At 67.2% G+C, this 14,067-nt stretch carries 16 protein-coding genes; 2 read left to right on the top strand and 14 right to left on the bottom strand.

What is annotated here, in order from left to right; translation table 11 throughout:
* Positions 1–174 precede the first annotated feature (174 nt).
* The 5 genes from C475_RS00065 to nadE all read right to left on the bottom strand — a co-directional run bounded on the left by C475_RS00065 (position 175) and on the right by nadE (position 4,809).
* A complete protein-coding gene (locus C475_RS00065) occupies positions 175–678 on the bottom strand; it encodes a DUF7519 family protein (RefSeq protein WP_006881670.1) in 504 nt (167 codons plus the stop codon).
* 37 nt (positions 679–715) lie between these two features.
* The gene (locus C475_RS00070) at positions 716–2,266 is read right to left on the bottom strand and encodes a DUF58 domain-containing protein (protein ID WP_006881671.1); all 1,551 of its coding nucleotides are present in this window, start codon (positions 2,264–2,266) and stop codon (positions 716–718) included.
* Positions 2,259–2,873: a DUF7269 family protein gene (locus C475_RS00075; RefSeq protein ID WP_006881672.1), complete on the bottom strand. Its 615-nt coding sequence runs from the start codon at positions 2,871–2,873 to the stop codon at positions 2,259–2,261. The genes C475_RS00070 and C475_RS00075 overlap by 8 nt, the downstream gene beginning before the upstream one ends.
* Positions 2,870–3,892, bottom strand: a complete 1,023-nt coding sequence (locus tag C475_RS00080; protein WP_049929770.1) for a DUF4129 domain-containing protein — start codon at positions 3,890–3,892, stop codon at positions 2,870–2,872. Before C475_RS00080 ends, C475_RS00075 begins: the two co-directional genes overlap by 4 nt.
* A 68-nt stretch (positions 3,893–3,960) precedes the next feature.
* Positions 3,961–4,809 carry an NAD(+) synthase gene (gene nadE, locus C475_RS00085; protein WP_049929772.1) on the bottom strand — a complete coding sequence of 283 codons (849 nt, stop codon included), beginning with the start codon at positions 4,807–4,809 and terminating at the stop codon, positions 3,961–3,963.
* A 269-nt stretch (positions 4,810–5,078) separates the two neighbouring features.
* On the opposite strand from nadE, the gene C475_RS00090 reads away from it, so the two are divergent.
* The gene (locus C475_RS00090; protein WP_006881675.1) at positions 5,079–6,116 is read left to right on the top strand and encodes a DHH family phosphoesterase; all 1,038 of its coding nucleotides are present in this window, start codon (positions 5,079–5,081) and stop codon (positions 6,114–6,116) included.
* A gap of 157 nt (positions 6,117–6,273) precedes the next feature.
* Here the strand turns inward: C475_RS00090 and C475_RS00095 are convergent, their stop codons facing one another.
* The 5 genes from C475_RS00095 to C475_RS00115 all read right to left on the bottom strand — a co-directional run bounded on the left by C475_RS00095 (position 6,274) and on the right by C475_RS00115 (position 10,962).
* Positions 6,274–6,717: a hypothetical protein gene (locus C475_RS00095; protein ID WP_006881676.1), complete on the bottom strand. Its 444-nt coding sequence runs from the start codon at positions 6,715–6,717 to the stop codon at positions 6,274–6,276.
* 10 nt (positions 6,718–6,727) lie between these two features.
* A complete protein-coding gene (locus tag C475_RS00100) occupies positions 6,728–7,162 on the bottom strand; it encodes a hypothetical protein (protein ID WP_006881677.1) in 435 nt (144 codons plus the stop codon).
* 252 nt (positions 7,163–7,414) lie between these two features.
* Positions 7,415–7,948, bottom strand: a complete 534-nt coding sequence (locus tag C475_RS00105; protein ID WP_006881678.1) for a hypothetical protein — start codon at positions 7,946–7,948, stop codon at positions 7,415–7,417.
* Entirely contained in the window at positions 7,945–10,113 is a 2,169-nt protein-coding gene (locus C475_RS00110) for a hypothetical protein (RefSeq protein ID WP_006881679.1), read from the bottom strand. The genes C475_RS00105 and C475_RS00110 overlap by 4 nt, the downstream gene beginning before the upstream one ends.
* Positions 10,114–10,359: 246 nt before the next feature.
* On the bottom strand, positions 10,360–10,962 hold the full coding sequence (locus C475_RS00115; protein WP_006881680.1) for a sulfite oxidase-like oxidoreductase: 603 nt from the start codon (positions 10,960–10,962) through the stop codon (positions 10,360–10,362).
* Positions 10,963–11,079: 117 nt separating this feature from the next.
* Here C475_RS00115 and C475_RS00120 point away from each other — a divergent pair, with 117 nt between their 5' ends.
* A complete protein-coding gene (locus tag C475_RS00120; protein ID WP_006881681.1) occupies positions 11,080–11,343 on the top strand; it encodes a tudor domain-containing protein in 264 nt (87 codons plus the stop codon).
* A 48-nt stretch (positions 11,344–11,391) separates the two neighbouring features.
* Here the strand turns inward: C475_RS00120 and C475_RS00125 are convergent, their stop codons facing one another.
* The 4 genes from C475_RS00125 to C475_RS00140 all read right to left on the bottom strand — a co-directional run bounded on the left by C475_RS00125 (position 11,392) and on the right by C475_RS00140 (position 14,024).
* Complete coding sequence (locus C475_RS00125) at positions 11,392–11,757, bottom strand: hypothetical protein (RefSeq protein ID WP_006881682.1); 366 nt, start codon at positions 11,755–11,757, stop codon at positions 11,392–11,394.
* A 232-nt stretch (positions 11,758–11,989) separates the two neighbouring features.
* A complete protein-coding gene (locus C475_RS00130) occupies positions 11,990–13,030 on the bottom strand; it encodes an NAD(P)/FAD-dependent oxidoreductase (protein WP_006881683.1) in 1,041 nt (346 codons plus the stop codon).
* On the bottom strand, positions 13,031–13,390 hold the full coding sequence (gene trxA / locus C475_RS00135) for a thioredoxin (protein ID WP_006881684.1): 360 nt from the start codon (positions 13,388–13,390) through the stop codon (positions 13,031–13,033).
* A gap of 229 nt (positions 13,391–13,619) precedes the next feature.
* The gene (locus C475_RS00140; RefSeq protein WP_006881685.1) at positions 13,620–14,024 is read right to left on the bottom strand and encodes a helix-turn-helix domain-containing protein; all 405 of its coding nucleotides are present in this window, start codon (positions 14,022–14,024) and stop codon (positions 13,620–13,622) included.
* Between the last annotated feature and the right edge of the window lie 43 nt (positions 14,025–14,067).

A 14,067-nucleotide genomic window follows, 5' to 3' on the forward strand; every position in this document is an offset into this window, starting at 1 on the left:
TCGTAGTAATCGACCCTGAAACGCCCGGTATCGGAACGCTTCGCTCCCGTAAGCTCGCAGTACCCTCCGGAACCCCGAGCGCGACGCCGACCGGCGCGGTCCCGAACCGATCGATCCGGCGGTAATCCGAGCGTATCGCTCGGCTGCACGCGTCTCGACTCCGGGGTCAGCGCCTCACCGGTTCAGCGCGACGACGAGCAGCGTCGCGGCGATCAGGAGGACGAACAGCGTGGTGACGGGCTGGCGGGTGGGTCCGATCTCAAAGAGGACGAGGCCGAAGACGGCCGTCAAGAGGCCGACGACGGCGCCGACCATCGCGTGGAGGTTCTCGGCGCGGACGGTGTCGGCTTCCGCCCCCAGTTGTCGACCCAGCGAGACGGCGTTGGTCCCGGTGTCCCAGGCGACGACCGACGTGACCGTCCCGAACAAAACCGCGGCCGCGGGCGCCTCCGACAGCGCCGCGGCGGCGACCCCGAGGAAGGCCACTAGCCCGCCCGCGTCGACGGCGCGGTGGTTCGCCCTGTGGACGCCCGCGAGCAACGCGACCGTCCCGAGCGCCGCAACGGCCGCGCCGGTCCCCCCGCCCGTCAGCGCCATCGCCGCCGCCGTCGCGCCCGCGACTCCCGAGACGACCAGGGAGTGACGGCCCGGTCGGCGCGTGATCTCCGTCCCGCTCACGGCGACCGCCTCCCGGGTCGCGCCGCCGTCGCGCCGCTCATCCGGACCACCGCCTGCCCGCGCGTTCGAGCGCCTCGGCCAGCCGCTCGTCGCCGTCCCAGTCGACGACGCGCACGTCGCTGCCCCGCAGGTCGTTCAACCGGTTCGACCGGTCGACGGCCGCCAGCCGCCGCCCCGGCGTGTCACCCATCGTCGGGTCCGGGCTGAGGACGGTGACGGCGTGGCCCCGCACGTGCAGCGAGCGGGCGATCACCGTACTGGTGTCGTCGGGCATCGGCGAGACGAACACCACCTGCGCGTCGTCGTCGAGCCGCTGGGCCAGCCGGCGCAGCTGGAGGCGGACGTACACCCGCCCGTCCGGCGGCAGCGGCGACAGCGCCGAGTGGGTCGACAGCAGCTCCCGGGCGCGGGCGCGGTGGGTGGGTCCCGCGCCGGGCGACAGCCAGACGGTCTCGGCCGCGAAGGCCGCGATCCCGACGCGGTCGCCCGTGTCGAGCAGCGAGTTGAACACGCGCCGGGCGGCGTCGATGCCGCGGTCGACGGCGTGGGGACCGTCGTCGCCGGCCTGGAGGTACGCCCCGGGGCGCAGGTCGAGGACGACCACGACCGTCGCCATGCGCTCCTCGCGGAACTCCATCGTCGTCAGCGTCCGGTCGCGGGCGAACGTGTTCCAGTCGATCCGCGAGAGGGAGTCGCCGTGCTGGTACTCCCGCAGCGACGCGAACTCCGTCCCCTCGCCAGACGAGTCCGTCGAGACGCGGCCGGTGTAGGGCGACGTGAGCCCGCGCAGCGGGACCGTCTCGGTCGCGTCGACCGGCGCCAGACAGGTGATCGCCGCCGGCTCGGTCCCGACATCGAGTTCGCGCTCGCGACTCCCGCTGGCGTTGCGAGCGATCACGGTCAGCCCCTCGAACCGGTAGGCGCCCCGCCGCGCGAGGACGGTGTAGGAGAAGGTCATCCGCGCGCCCGGACGGAGCGCGGTCGCCGCCCGCGCCGGCCCGTCGGTGACCGCCAGCGCCTCGGGCACCTGCTCGACGACCCGCAGGTCCGCCAGCGCCGCCTCGCCGACGTTCTCGACGACGACCGTCACCTCGACCGTGTCGCCCGGCTCCGGCTCTTCCTCGGAGAGGCGCCGCTCGACGGTCAGTTCGGGCTCGGGCGCCTCCGTCGTGTTCGCGTACGCGAGGTAGCCGACGCCGACCACCGCCGCGAGCATGAGCGGCCGCGAGCGCACTATCGCCCCCAGCCCCGCCGAACCGAAGACGAGCGTCGCGAACCCCACCCAGTGGTTGGTCGACCGGAGCCGCGACGACCGAACCGTCGCCGTCGCGGGCCCTGCCGTTTCGGTCCCGTCCGCCGGCGCGTCCGCTGCGTCCGCGTCGCTGGCCACCGCCGCCCCGGCCGCCTCGCCGTCCCGCCCGCTCGCTCCCGCCGACGGCGATCCGGTCCCGTCACCGGGCCCGACCGACGGCTCGTCGACCGCTTCGGCCTCGTCGACCACCGCTCGCCCGCCGTCCGGTCGCTCGGGATCCCGGCCCCGCCGACCCGAGCGGTCGGCCTCCGACTCCCCGGGGTCGTCGTCACTCATCGTCGGCCTCCGACCGGTCGTCGGCCGCTCGCCGGCCTTCGGCTCCCCCTGGCTCGTCGGTCTCCAGCAGGCGCTCGACGGCGTCGATCGCCCGGACCGCCCGGCGCTTGAACGGCGACTCGCGGTTGAACAGCTCCCGGAGGCGGTCGGTCGTCGGCGCCTGGGGCACCCGGCCGGTGAGGAAGGCCGCCGCGAACGGGTCGTCGGTCCAGGTCCCCTCGTCGAGCGCCCGCTCGGCGGCCTCCGCCGAGCCGCGCTCGCGGCGCCGGATCGTCTCGGTGGCCACCCGGCTGATCTCGTCGCGGATGCGGTGGCGCTCGCCCTCGTTGAACCGCGTCAGCTGCAGCCGACCGAGCCGCCGGTCCAGGTCGTCGCCCGGCGTCGGCAGGTCGACCGCCAGCTCGGCGTCCGGCGTCTCCGCGTACTCGAGTTCGGTGTGGCGCCGGCGCTGGACCTGCGCCAGCGCCCCCAGGAGGAGGACCAGCCCGACGATCAGGACGAACGACTCGCCGGTCGGCAGCGGCGTCGTGATCCCCGGGACGGCGAGCGCGGCGAGTCCGACGACGCCCAGGAGCACCCCCAGCGTCGCCGTGACGCTCCGGCTCATCGGTCGCCCGCCTCCCCGTCGTCGACCCCCGCCTCGCCTCGCGACCCTTCGGCGTCCGCGTCGGCGTAGGTCGCCTCGATCCGTCGCAGCGTCTCGACGGCCGCCCGCTCGCGCTCGGCCGTCGGCTCCTCGCCGCCGTAGCGCACTTCCTCGAAGACGTCGGTGAGCCGAGCCACGTCCGCCGGGTCCATCCCCGCGGCCGTCGCCGCGGCCGCGAACTCCGCAGGCGTGCTCGACTCGGGTCGGTCGACCGCGAGATGGTCGGTCATCGCCGCCCACGCCCGGTAGACCTCGTTCTCGAACGCGTCGGTCTCTTCGATGCGGTCGGCCGCTCGCCCCGCCGCCGCGCCGACCGCTCGCATATCCGCGGGCGGCTCGGGTTCGGGGTCGTCCTCGTCGCCGCCGGCCTCGTGTTCTTCGCGCTGGTCGTGGTTGCCGGTCAGCACGAGCGCCGCGACGGCGACCAGCGTGGCGACGACGAGTACGAGCAGTGCGGTCGTCGAAAACGAGGGCGGCGCGACGGTGGCCTCACCGCCGAACAGTCCGCCGCCCTCCTGTGCGGGCCGACCGCTGTCGCCGAGTGAGAGCAGTCCCCGGTCCGTCCTGCAGGTCGTAAAGAGGAGATAGAGGAAGAAGCCGGGGTAGCCGACGACGAAGACGGCGGCCAGCCCCGTCGCCGCGTCGTCGAGCCAGCGGCCGGCCGAGAACACGCCGACGATCCCGAACAACAGCAACAGCTGGACGAGCGGCTGTTTGAGCCACGGCTGACAGAACTGGAACGGCGAGCCCCGTTCGAAGTCGAGGTCGAACAGCGAGTCCCGCTGGTTCCTGCTGTCGCCGGTCGACTCCTCGGCCGGCGTGCGGTCGCCGCCCAACTCGTCGACCGGACCGGTGTAGCCCGCGCCGGCCGACGCGCTCGGGTCCGTCGTCGAGTCGAGCGTCGCCGCCGCGAACGCGATCACCGCGACGCACAGCACTGCGAGCGCGACCGTCCGCGGACTCAGACGTGACGGATCCACACCCTCTCTAGCGGGTAGCCGCCCTTAGGGGTACCGCAGGAAACCCCGACGGGAAGCCGACACCGTCCTCAACGATTCGTCGACGGCTTGGGCGGCATGTGTCGCTTGTGTCGCGTCGTCGCGCACCACTCCTTGAGGCGGGGCACGACCGAGCGGTCGATCCCGAGGCGGTCGGCCACGTCCCGCGGGTCTCGCCCCTCGTCGACGTGGAGTCGGAGCGCCCGGTCGACCGTCTCGGCGTCGACGTCGAGCCGGTCCGCGTCGGTCGAGCCGTGGGGCGGCGCGCGCTCGGCCTCTTCGAGCATGTCGACGGGTAGGTCCATCGCCCCGGCGAGCGCGCGCACCTCCGTCCCGTAGAGGTCGCCGAACAGGAAACAGTCGACGCCCGTCTCGCCGTACTTCGTCGCCGACCCGAGCAGCCGGGCCGTCCGGTCGACCGGCCCCACGACCAGCGCCTCCCGGCGGTTGGCGAAGTAGTAGGTCGTCGCCGTTCGGAAGCGCTCGAGGGCGTTGTCCGTCGCCACCAAGTCGTCGGCCGGACCACCGGCGTCGCCGACCGTCTCCTGGAAGGCCGCGATGACCGGCTGTAGCTGCAGTCGCCGATGGTCGACTCCCAGCATCTCCGCGACCGTCCCCGCGGTCCGCGAAGTCGCCTCGTCGGTCAGTCCCGCCGGCATCGTGAGCGCGAGCACGTCCTCCGCCCCCACCGCGTCGACGGCCAGCGCCGCCGCCGTCGCGGTGGCGACCCCGCCGTCCAGCGGGACGACCAGCCCCTCGGCGTCGGCGTCGCTCACCAGATCGACCAGAAACTCCGGCAACAGCTCCTGGAGCCGTCTGAGCGCGACAGTCGTCGTCGCCAGCCCGGTCTCGTCGCGGGGCAAGTCCAGCACACGGGGGTGCCTGGCCGCATCACTCACGGCGTACCACCGCCCCGGGCCGTCGGTTCGCGTCGTCGGCGTGGCGTCGTTCGGTCACATCAGATCCGCACGACCGACCGCCCTTAGCGGTTATCTACATACCTATTATGGAACCCCCGCAGCCATGATACACCTAATACAGATATCGCGGCGGCGGCGGCGGGCGTGAGCGGCCGGTTCCGATAGGCGGCAGTCGGGTCGGGCGGTGGCGTGTGCCGGCCGCGCAGTTTTACCGGCCGGGCATCTAGACGGTTCGTCCGAGTCACACGATGAGCGAGCCATCGACGACGCACCCCGCCGGCGAGCTTCGCGACCTTCTCGGGGAGAGCGAATCGGTCACTATCCTCTGTCACAACAACCCCGACCCCGACTGCCTGGCGAGCGCGCTCGCGCTCGGACGGATCGCCGCGGCCGCCGGCGTCGACGAGTGGCAGATCGCCTACAGCGGGGAGATATCCCACCAGCAGAACCGCGCGTTCGTCACCCTGCTCGACATCGACCTCGAGCGGTTCGACCCCGCCACCGCCCGCGACCGACCCGATGGGGAGCTCCTCGCGTTCGTCGACCACTCGATCCCCGGCCGCAACAACCGGGTCCCCGAGGAGACTCCCGTCGACATCGTCGTCGACCACCACCCGGCCGAGGCGGTCGACGCCCGGTTCGTCGACCACCGCGAGGCGGTCGGCGCGACGGCAACCATCTTCACCGAGTACGTTCGCGACCTCGACGCCGACCTCGACGCCGACCTCGCGACCGCGCTCCTGTTCGCGATCCGCCGGGAGACTCTGGAGTTTCTCCGCGGGACGACCCGCGCCGAGTACGAGGCCGCCGGCTACCTCCACGAACGGACCGACACCGACCTGCTCCGCCAACTGGCCACCCCGTCCGTGACCGGCGCCACGCTCGACGCCATCGCCACCGCCATCGATAACCGCCGCACCCGCGGCTCCGTACTCATCTCGCACGTCGGCCGGACCACCGAGCGCGACGCCCTCCCGCAGGCCGCCGACTACCTCCAGACCCTGGAAGGCGTCGAGACCGCCATCGTCTTCGGCATCGTCGGCCGGTCGATCCACCTCAGCGGGCGGACCACCGACCCCCGCATCCACCTCGGCGACGCGCTCGACGACGCCTTCGCCGACGTGGGCACCGCCGGCGGCCACCAGGACATGGCCGGCGGCGAGGTCCCGCTGGGCGTGTTCGCCGACTACACCGCCGACGACGAGCATCTGCTCGCCATGGTCGAAGCGGTCGTCAGCGACCGCCTCGTCTCCGAGCTACGGCTCTCGGAGGACTCCTCGGGGTGATCGGGTACCGTCGAACGCGAGTACCTCGGGCTCGACTTGGGCCCGGCATCGTCCGTATCGGTGTGCAACGGGTTCGACTAGAACCGAACGGTGTCGACGGTTCGACCGTCCCTGGGCTCGTCCATATCGAGGGTAGCGGTTCACGGCCAGACGGCTGTCAGTACGTCGCCGTGTACTCCCCGTAAGTGATGTACCGATACTCGCCTTCTCCACTACCCACGAGCCGTAGTCCGACGACGCCGCCGCCGGCGTCGGTCGGCCGCTCGACGCTGTCGTACCGCAGGTTGATGTAGTACGGTCGCATTGGCGTGGTGACGGTAAACGACCGACCCCCATTCCAGTCGATCTCGACGGTTCCCAAGGCGGTTTCGTTGCGGACAGTTTCGTTTTGAGTGAGAAACAGGACTTTGACGCCGTTGAGAACCACCGGATTCGCGTTCCCCTCCAACGTGAACTGAACGGTCGTCGAGTGCCCGTCGTCGGTCTGGACACTGTCTGTGACTTCCGGGGCGACTGTCCACCGCTTCGAATCGTTCCCGATCTCGTGGCAACCGGCGGTCAAGACGAAGAGAACGACGAAATACAGCAAGTATCGGCTCATTTTCGGCGCGTTAGCCTCCCCTCACCGTCGCGATATTATTGAATTCGATCGTCGTTAGCTCTTCAAGCCTGAACGCGATGTAGTTCCCGTCCATTGGTCTGGACTCAAGATCGTCAACCCACCTACGCGTCATCACACTCCAGCCTGGGTCGTTGTACCCTGAGATTCCGAAGTATTCAAAACTCTGGTCAATTCCGTTTCTCTGGGCACTCCTGTATATCCCGCTGAACGGATTGAGCCCCTTCCTATCGTCTGCTCTGCCCGCCCCGAGGCTATGACCAATTTCGTGTGTGATGCTCTTCTGGAGATGTTCGAGCGTTGGCGAAGCGCCGTCAATATGGTCATCTGTGAGGATTAGTACCATAAATCCGAACCCACTCACGCCACCGGGGAAGGTCGAGCCGTCGGTCGAGGCGATCCCTTCCCTACCATCGAAATCTTTCATGTATGCTTCTGGGTCCTCACCAACACAGGAGTGACGAACATGTAAGCCCCCGGCCGGTTGTCGTGGTGTTCAACTTGAGTCTCGTCGGTCACATACCGCACACGTCTTTTGATTCCGATCACGAAATATACTCACCCGTCTGTCCTCAACTGCACAATCTTCGTGTCCGATGGCTAACCTCTTCGCCCTCACTACGAGCGCTAAAACAGTCGGGACGAAGGTCCTGACGCCGACAGCCGCCTCCCACCAATTTCAACGACCACTCGACTGTACCCTGACCGTCTCGCGGTGGAACTCCGGGAAATCCTGTTTCGAAGTGATCAACCGTGACTGGTAATTTGGCTGGCCGTCGAACGTACCATCCTTGTGGTAGTAAAGAGGATTTATTCCCGGGCGAGACCAAAATTCGGGCGAATCGATGATCACGTATTCTGGTGCGCTGTCGACTCGCAGTGAGATGTTCACGCCGCTATTCGCCTCCCCGACACTCCGTCGCTCTACGAGCGTTTCGTCGTCTGAATAGATGTAGACCGAGATATTACCGATCGACGCTCCGGAGGACGGGTTGGAAATGATCGCGCCGCGAGCCTGAAATTCGGATTCTGTCATCTCGAACTGGCCGTCGAACTCGATGTCTGTGTCGGGTCCCGGTGGGGTCGTGGTAGCTGTTTCCGGCCCTGGTGAGATCGCAACAGAAAACACGACGAGATAGACACCGGTTGCGACGACTGCCGTCAGGCAACCGATCAGCAAGTACCGAAGCGGAATGTCTAGATCTATTGTCATGGTCGTCTGATGCTCAGAAGTTCCTCTAGAGTATACACGTAGTAGCCAACGCCGTCAGATTCAAAAACTGTTCCACTTCTCCAACCCTTGCTCATCACTCCCCATTGAGCACCGGGACGGTTTTCCAATTTCTCACGCGTTACATCGGCGTCTTTTCCAGAATACACTTCTGAGAATGGTAGAGGACCTGGCTGGTCGTCGACCACTCCGAGATTAAATGAATGCCCCAGCTCATGTAGCTCTGTTTTTGCCGCATAGAGTTCGGTTTCTGTATTATATGGTGAGACGCTGAGACGAGCCTTCGCATTTCTATAATCAGCCTGCGCAAACTTTTGTGCGTATATCATGTGCCCGTTGAGTGGGAGCGGGGCGGGGACAACCGAAGCGTCTAAATTGTATCCTGTTGCGTCACCCGCAATATTATTTTTATTTACGACAGACAAATGAAGATCAGTATTCATATCGGGTGCGATTCCGGTAAGAGCAGCCTTCTCACTGACATTATCGTCACGGATGATATCTAGATTTATGCTATATAGGGCGAGATTTTCTTCAATTCCGTTTTCCCAGACTGTGTTATTTAATCGCTTCTCGGGCAGACCCTCCAAATAATCGGCTTCAACAGTTACATTGAGATCAGGCGAGCTACCACCAACCGGACTTGTATCCCACAGAAGTTCGCCGACATGTACGTTGGAGTGTTCAACAACGCCATCATCATCAACATCAGCACCGGCAGCAGATGATACCTCGGTCGTGTTGTGAATCTTGATTTGCTCCTGTAGGATCTCATCACCGGTGGTACCGTTCCCGGACTGGAGGTGTTCGCGATAGAGGACGAGATTCTCGGCGTGATCGATCCCACGACCGTGGTCGTAACTGACATTGTAGACGCCGATCCAGCCGTCCCAGTAGCCGTCACCATCGGAGTCAGGATTCAGCGGGCTGAGCCCGGTGTGCGGCACCGTATCGTCGATCCGGATTTCAGTTCCAGCGTCAGGAACGCCGGGGGCGGCGTAGGTTCTGACGACGCTAGTTCCCTCGATCTCTTGGCCATCGGTCAGTCCGTCGTCGTCGGTGTCGGGGTCCCAGGGGTCGGTCCCGATAGCCACTTCACGCCGATTCGAGAGGAAGGTATCTGTCCGGTTCGTGCCGTCGAGAGCCCGGAAGTCGAATCGATCGAGCGTCGAAGCCCCGTCGGCGGTGTCGTCGAACACGAAGTCGAAGTCGTCGGTCGCGTCCGAGAGTTCGATATCGTCGAACGAGTCTACGCTGGGCGGGAACGCGCCGATCCGGGACCCACCCGTTCTGTACCGTACCCAGAGGTCGCGGAGCAGTCGCTCGTGTTCACTGGTGATCCCGTAGGTCGTCGTCGCGTTCGGGTTCGTGTGCGTCCGGTTCTTCTCCGCAGCGTCGTCGAGTCCGTCCCCGTCCGTGTCCTTCAACAGCGGCGACGACTCGGCCTCGATCGACTCGTTGCTGCCGCCCGGCGCCCAGCGGTACGCCTCGCCGTTTCGTATCTCGACCGGAATCTCCCAGTCGCGGATCTCCGTCTCGTCGTTGAGTCCGTCGGAGTCCGTGTCCCGGTAATTGGGGTGGCTCTGCGGGATCAGGAACAGTCCGTCGAACTCGACGCTGCGGGTCACCGAGTCGAACTCGACCGTCGCCGTCCTGTCGATCTCGACGGGGTCGCGCACTTCCAGACCGTCTTCGGCCCCGTCGCCGTCGGTGTCCGGGTCGTCGACCTCGGTGTCTATCTCCGGGTTCTCGGACGACACGAAGAAGCCGTAGGTCTGTCGCTCCCGGAAGTCGTACATCCCGTCGTCGTCCCGGTCGCGTCTGACAGTCAGCGACAGGTCGAGCGTCGTGTTCTCCGCGTAGGCCGTGACCATGACGTTCTCGCTGTCGTAGCCGTCGGTGGGCAGTACCTCGATCGAGAGCGTCCCCGACTTCCCGTCGAACCGGCGGAGTTTACGGTCGCTCGCACCGCCCTGTCTGGACCGCGTCGGGTCGATGTCCTCGACGACGAGGTACGCCGTCGAGTTCGGGCCCGTGTTGCTACGGTCGTATTCCGCAGTGACGTTGATGCATCCTGTCGCGTTCTTGCGGGTAAGATTGAACAGTAACTCACCCCTGCTCGGACTTTCGGTCTCCGGAAGGCTCACCGGGACCTGGACCGGGTGTGAAGCCAATGACTGTGGACCGTTCCAGCCAATATCGTCCGGTGAACAGGCCACCACTGCACCCACCCGACCCGTCGATCCCATACTGGCTGCATCTCCCTACCCATATTACAAAATAGTTTCTAAAACACATGTATACAGAACACGTTCAGAAATGAATCGAAACCGGGAACATTGGGATCTCGACGACGACGAACCAAGACGGGCGTCGTCCGCCTCGGACAAAACTCACATCGTCGTGTACCGGTCCTCGGCCCAGGGGTTCGCGGTGTTCGAATACCCTCGCTTCTCCCAGTAGCCCCGCTGGGGTTCGGTGAGGAAGGTGACGCCGTCGACCCACTTGGCGCCCTTGTAGGCGTACTTGTGGGGGGTGACCACCCGCAGGGGGCCGCCGTGGTCCGACGGCAGCGGGTCGCCGTCGAGTTCGCGGACGAACAGCACCTCCCGGCGCATGCACTCCTCTAAGGGCAGGTTCGTCGTGTAGCCGTCCATCGCACCGAACATGACGTGGACGGCGTCGTCGGCGACGCCGGCGCGCTCGGCGATCTCCGGGAACGACACGCCCACGAACTCGTTGTCGAAGCGACTCCAGCCCGTCACGCAGTGGAAATCCTGGCGCTGGGTGTCGGTGGGGAGGTCGCGAAACTCCGCCCAGGAGTAGGTCAGCTCCTCGTCGACGGCGCCGCGGACGGTGAACGTCCACTCGTCGGGGTCGAAGTCGGGCGTGTCGTTCAGCGAGAGGACGGGGAACCGCTCGGTCTCGCGCTGGCCCGGCGGGAGCCGGTCGCCGTCGAACTCCTCGTGGATGTCGGTCACGTCGCGGATGCCCATAGATCCCCTTGGGCCGGACGAATGGTAAGCGACCGGACTGACAGCGCCGGGTCGGCCACCTGCGCCGGCCGGCCGACGGTTTATCGGCCAGCCACCGCTACGTTCGGCCGACCAGCGATGCCCGTCATCAGACTCGAAGCCGACTCGCCCGAGCGCACGCAGATCGGCGAGGGACTGGTGAAGTTCGCCGTCCAGGCCGGCCGCCTGGAGACCGGCCGCGAGGAGGGGCGGTACTTCCTCCGTCACGACGACGGCTGCGCCGTCGACGGCCGGCGGATCGCCCCCGGCGACCCGTTCGCCTTCGACACCGACGCCGGCGAGATACGCTGTCTCGACCACGTCGAGGAACGGACCGGACGCGAGCCCGCCGACGGCGAGTGACGACCCCGGGACCGGTCGAGCGGGCGCCGACCGCTCGGACGCACGCGCTCAGTCGACGACCGCCCGGACCGCCTCGACCACGTCGAGCGCCGGCCGAATCTCCTCGACCGACTCGACGAACACGAGGGTGCGCGGAGGTCTGACCGCTTTCGGGCGTACACGCAGGTCGGCGTCCGCGCCCGCCCGCGCCGCGACGGCCGGCGCCGCGGTGAACTCGACGCGCACGCGCGTCGGGGCGACGAACACGTCGGCGAACCGACCCGCATCGGCGCCGATGGCGTAGGCGAACGCCCCGTCGGGCGCCGGGTCGAGCCGCGTCGCTCGGTCGACGACTCGCAGGTCGCCCGCGTCAGCGGCGTCGTCGAGCGCTGCCGCGAGCCGCTCCGCGAGCGCGCGTCCCGTCGCTTCGACCATACCGAGCGCAGGGCCGCCGCCGGCAAAACTCGCTCGACGCGGGTCGCCGCGGTCGGTGACAGCGATCTATCGGCGACCGCGTGGAAAAGTCGCTGCAGAGCACCGCCGGGACCGCGACCGAGCGCCGGAGTTTCGAGAGAGCTGACGGGATCATACGGACTGTTGCAGGACAGTTCGGGATCGACCGCGGGCGGTCGTGCGGCCGAGCCGGGAAACGCGCGCAATACTCCGTTCAGTCCCCGGCTTCCGCGGGGATCGACCCGGCGTCGGTCGCCGAGGCGGTCGCGTTCGCCTCGAGCCACGCCTCTGCGTCAAGTGCCGCCATGCTACCCATGCCGGCGGCCGTGACAGCCTGCTGGTACTCGCGATCCATCACGTCGCCCGCGGCGAAGACGCCGTCGGCCGCCGTCGCGGTCGTCGCCCACGCGTCGCCGGCGGCGGCGGTCTGCACGTAGCCGCCCTCGTCGAGTTGGACCGGCGTGTCCCGCAGGAACGCGGTGTTGGGCTCGTGACCGATAGCGTAGAAGACGCCGCCGGTATCGACCGTCTCGACGGTGGCGTCCTCGCCCGCTTCACGCCGCTCCGTGGGGTGTCCGTCCGGGTGGGAGACGAGGGTCGCGCCGGTCACGCCCGCCTCCTGTGAACCGTGAATCTCGAGCAGTTCCGTGTTCCACCGGAACTCGACGTCGTCGTGTTCGCGCGCACGGTCGGCCATGATCTCGGAGGCCCGAAGCTCTTCGCGGCGGTGGAGGACCGTCACGGAGTCAGCGAACTTCGCGAGGAACAGCGCCTCCTCCATCGCGCTGTCGCCGCCCCCGACGACCAGCACGTCGTCGCCCCTGTGGAAGGCGCCGTCGCAGGTGGCACACGTCGACAGGCCGTAGCCCATCAGCTCGTCCTCGCCGTCGGCACCGACCCAGCGGGCGCTGGCGCCCGTCGCGACGACGAGCGCGCGGGTCCGCAGCGTTGCACCCGTCGACAGGGCGAGCTCCGTGGGCTGGCCCTCCAGGTCGGCCGATTCGATGCTCCCGTGGCGGAACGACGCGCCGAAGCGCTCGGCCTGCTCGCGGCCCCGCTGGACGAGGTCCATGCCGCCGACGCCCTCGGGGAAGCCGAGGTAGTTCTCGACGTCGGTCGTGAGCGTCAGCTGCCCGCCGGGCTCGTCGCCCTCGAGGACGAGGGGGTCGAGGTCCGCGCGCGCCGCGTAGACGGCCGCCGAGAGCCCGGCGACGCCGGACCCGGCGATCACCACGTCCCTGATCGCCTCGCTCATCTATTCGGTGTACCTCCCGATCAGCGCCCGGAGCTGGTCTTCGCCCTGGACGCCAACGATCTCCTCGACCTGCTCGCCGTCGGCGAACAACACGAGCGTCGGGACGCCGCGGACGCCGTAGGCGCCGGCGAGCTGCTGGTTCGCATCGACGTCGACCTTCGCGACGGCCGCCCCGGTCTCGGCCGCGAGCGTCTCGACGACCGGTTCGAGCATCTTGCAGGGACCACACCAGTCGGCGTAGAAGTCCGCGAGGACCACGTCGTTGGCCGCGACGAACTCGTCCAGCTCGGTCTGCCCGTCGATCTGACGGGGCGAATCGGGCGTGGCAGCGTCCGCTTCGGAAGCTGATTCGACTGTCATCACCCATCTGTACGCACCGTCAGTAGTTAAGAGTTTTGGGCAGAATATACAATACCATTCAGCGAGGGTGCCGACCGCCACCGAATTCGAGGGCGAGTCCGTCGACTCGGCGGTTTCAGGGCCGTACGACGGTCTACAGCGGCCACGTGCGACTGGGGAGCCGACATGACGCTGGACGGCAAAGAGAGGCGGAGAAGCGGCGAGAGGGGAACGCGGACCGTCGAGCGGGTCAGCTCTCGACCGACTCGGCGGCGACCTCGGTCCGGTCGTACTTCGTCTCGAACTCCTGGATGAGCTGTCCCATCTTGGCGTACCAGTCGTTGAGCATGCGCTGCATGTCGTCGGCGATCTGCTCGGGGTCGGTCGGTTTGTAGACGTGGTAGTAGCCGCCCTGGTCGTAGTTGACCTGCTCTTTCTGGATGAACCCCGCCTGGAGCAGCCGCTGAACGGCGCGGTAGGCGGTCGAGCGCTCGCGGTCGACCGCTTCGGCGACCTCGTCGACGGTGAGCGGTTCGTCGGTGCCGACCAGCGCCTGAAAGACGTCCCTGTCGAGCTGCTTGAGTCCGTGGAAACACTCCAGAAGCCCCTCACACTCCATGTCCTGTTGCAGTTGTTCCGACATCGAATCTGGCATCGTTATCACTCGAACGTATGAAATACGCGGTTATAAGATTTGT

The organism is Halosimplex carlsbadense 2-9-1, from assembly GCF_000337455.1.
In the GTDB taxonomy this organism is placed as follows: Archaea; Halobacteriota; Halobacteria; order Halobacteriales; family Haloarculaceae; genus Halosimplex; species Halosimplex carlsbadense.

What these genes read in the sequence shown, in the direction of transcription:
- C475_RS00070 (WP_006881671.1), bottom strand. Translation starts at nt 2,266, where the DNA reads ATGAGTGACGACGACCCCGGGGAGTCGGAGGCCGACCGCTCGGGTCGG.
- C475_RS00075 (WP_006881672.1), bottom strand. Translation starts at nt 2,873, where the DNA reads ATGAGCCGGAGCGTCACGGCGACGCTGGGGGTGCTCCTGGGCGTCGTC.
- C475_RS00090 (WP_006881675.1), top strand. Translation starts at nt 5,079, where the DNA reads ATGAGCGAGCCATCGACGACGCACCCCGCCGGCGAGCTTCGCGACCTT.
- C475_RS00095 (WP_006881676.1), bottom strand. Translation starts at nt 6,717, where the DNA reads ATGAGCCGATACTTGCTGTATTTCGTCGTTCTCTTCGTCTTGACCGCC.
- C475_RS00100 (WP_006881677.1), bottom strand. Translation starts at nt 7,162, where the DNA reads ATGAAAGATTTCGATGGTAGGGAAGGGATCGCCTCGACCGACGGCTCG.
- C475_RS00105 (WP_006881678.1), bottom strand. Translation starts at nt 7,948, where the DNA reads ATGACAATAGATCTAGACATTCCGCTTCGGTACTTGCTGATCGGTTGC.
- C475_RS00115 (WP_006881680.1), bottom strand. Translation starts at nt 10,962, where the DNA reads ATGGGCATCCGCGACGTGACCGACATCCACGAGGAGTTCGACGGCGAC.
- C475_RS00120 (WP_006881681.1), top strand. Translation starts at nt 11,080, where the DNA reads ATGCCCGTCATCAGACTCGAAGCCGACTCGCCCGAGCGCACGCAGATC.
- C475_RS00125 (WP_006881682.1), bottom strand. Translation starts at nt 11,757, where the DNA reads ATGGTCGAAGCGACGGGACGCGCGCTCGCGGAGCGGCTCGCGGCAGCG.
- C475_RS00130 (WP_006881683.1), bottom strand. Translation starts at nt 13,030, where the DNA reads ATGAGCGAGGCGATCAGGGACGTGGTGATCGCCGGGTCCGGCGTCGCC.
- trxA (WP_006881684.1), bottom strand. Translation starts at nt 13,390, where the DNA reads ATGACAGTCGAATCAGCTTCCGAAGCGGACGCTGCCACGCCCGATTCG.
- C475_RS00140 (WP_006881685.1), bottom strand. Translation starts at nt 14,024, where the DNA reads ATGCCAGATTCGATGTCGGAACAACTGCAACAGGACATGGAGTGTGAG.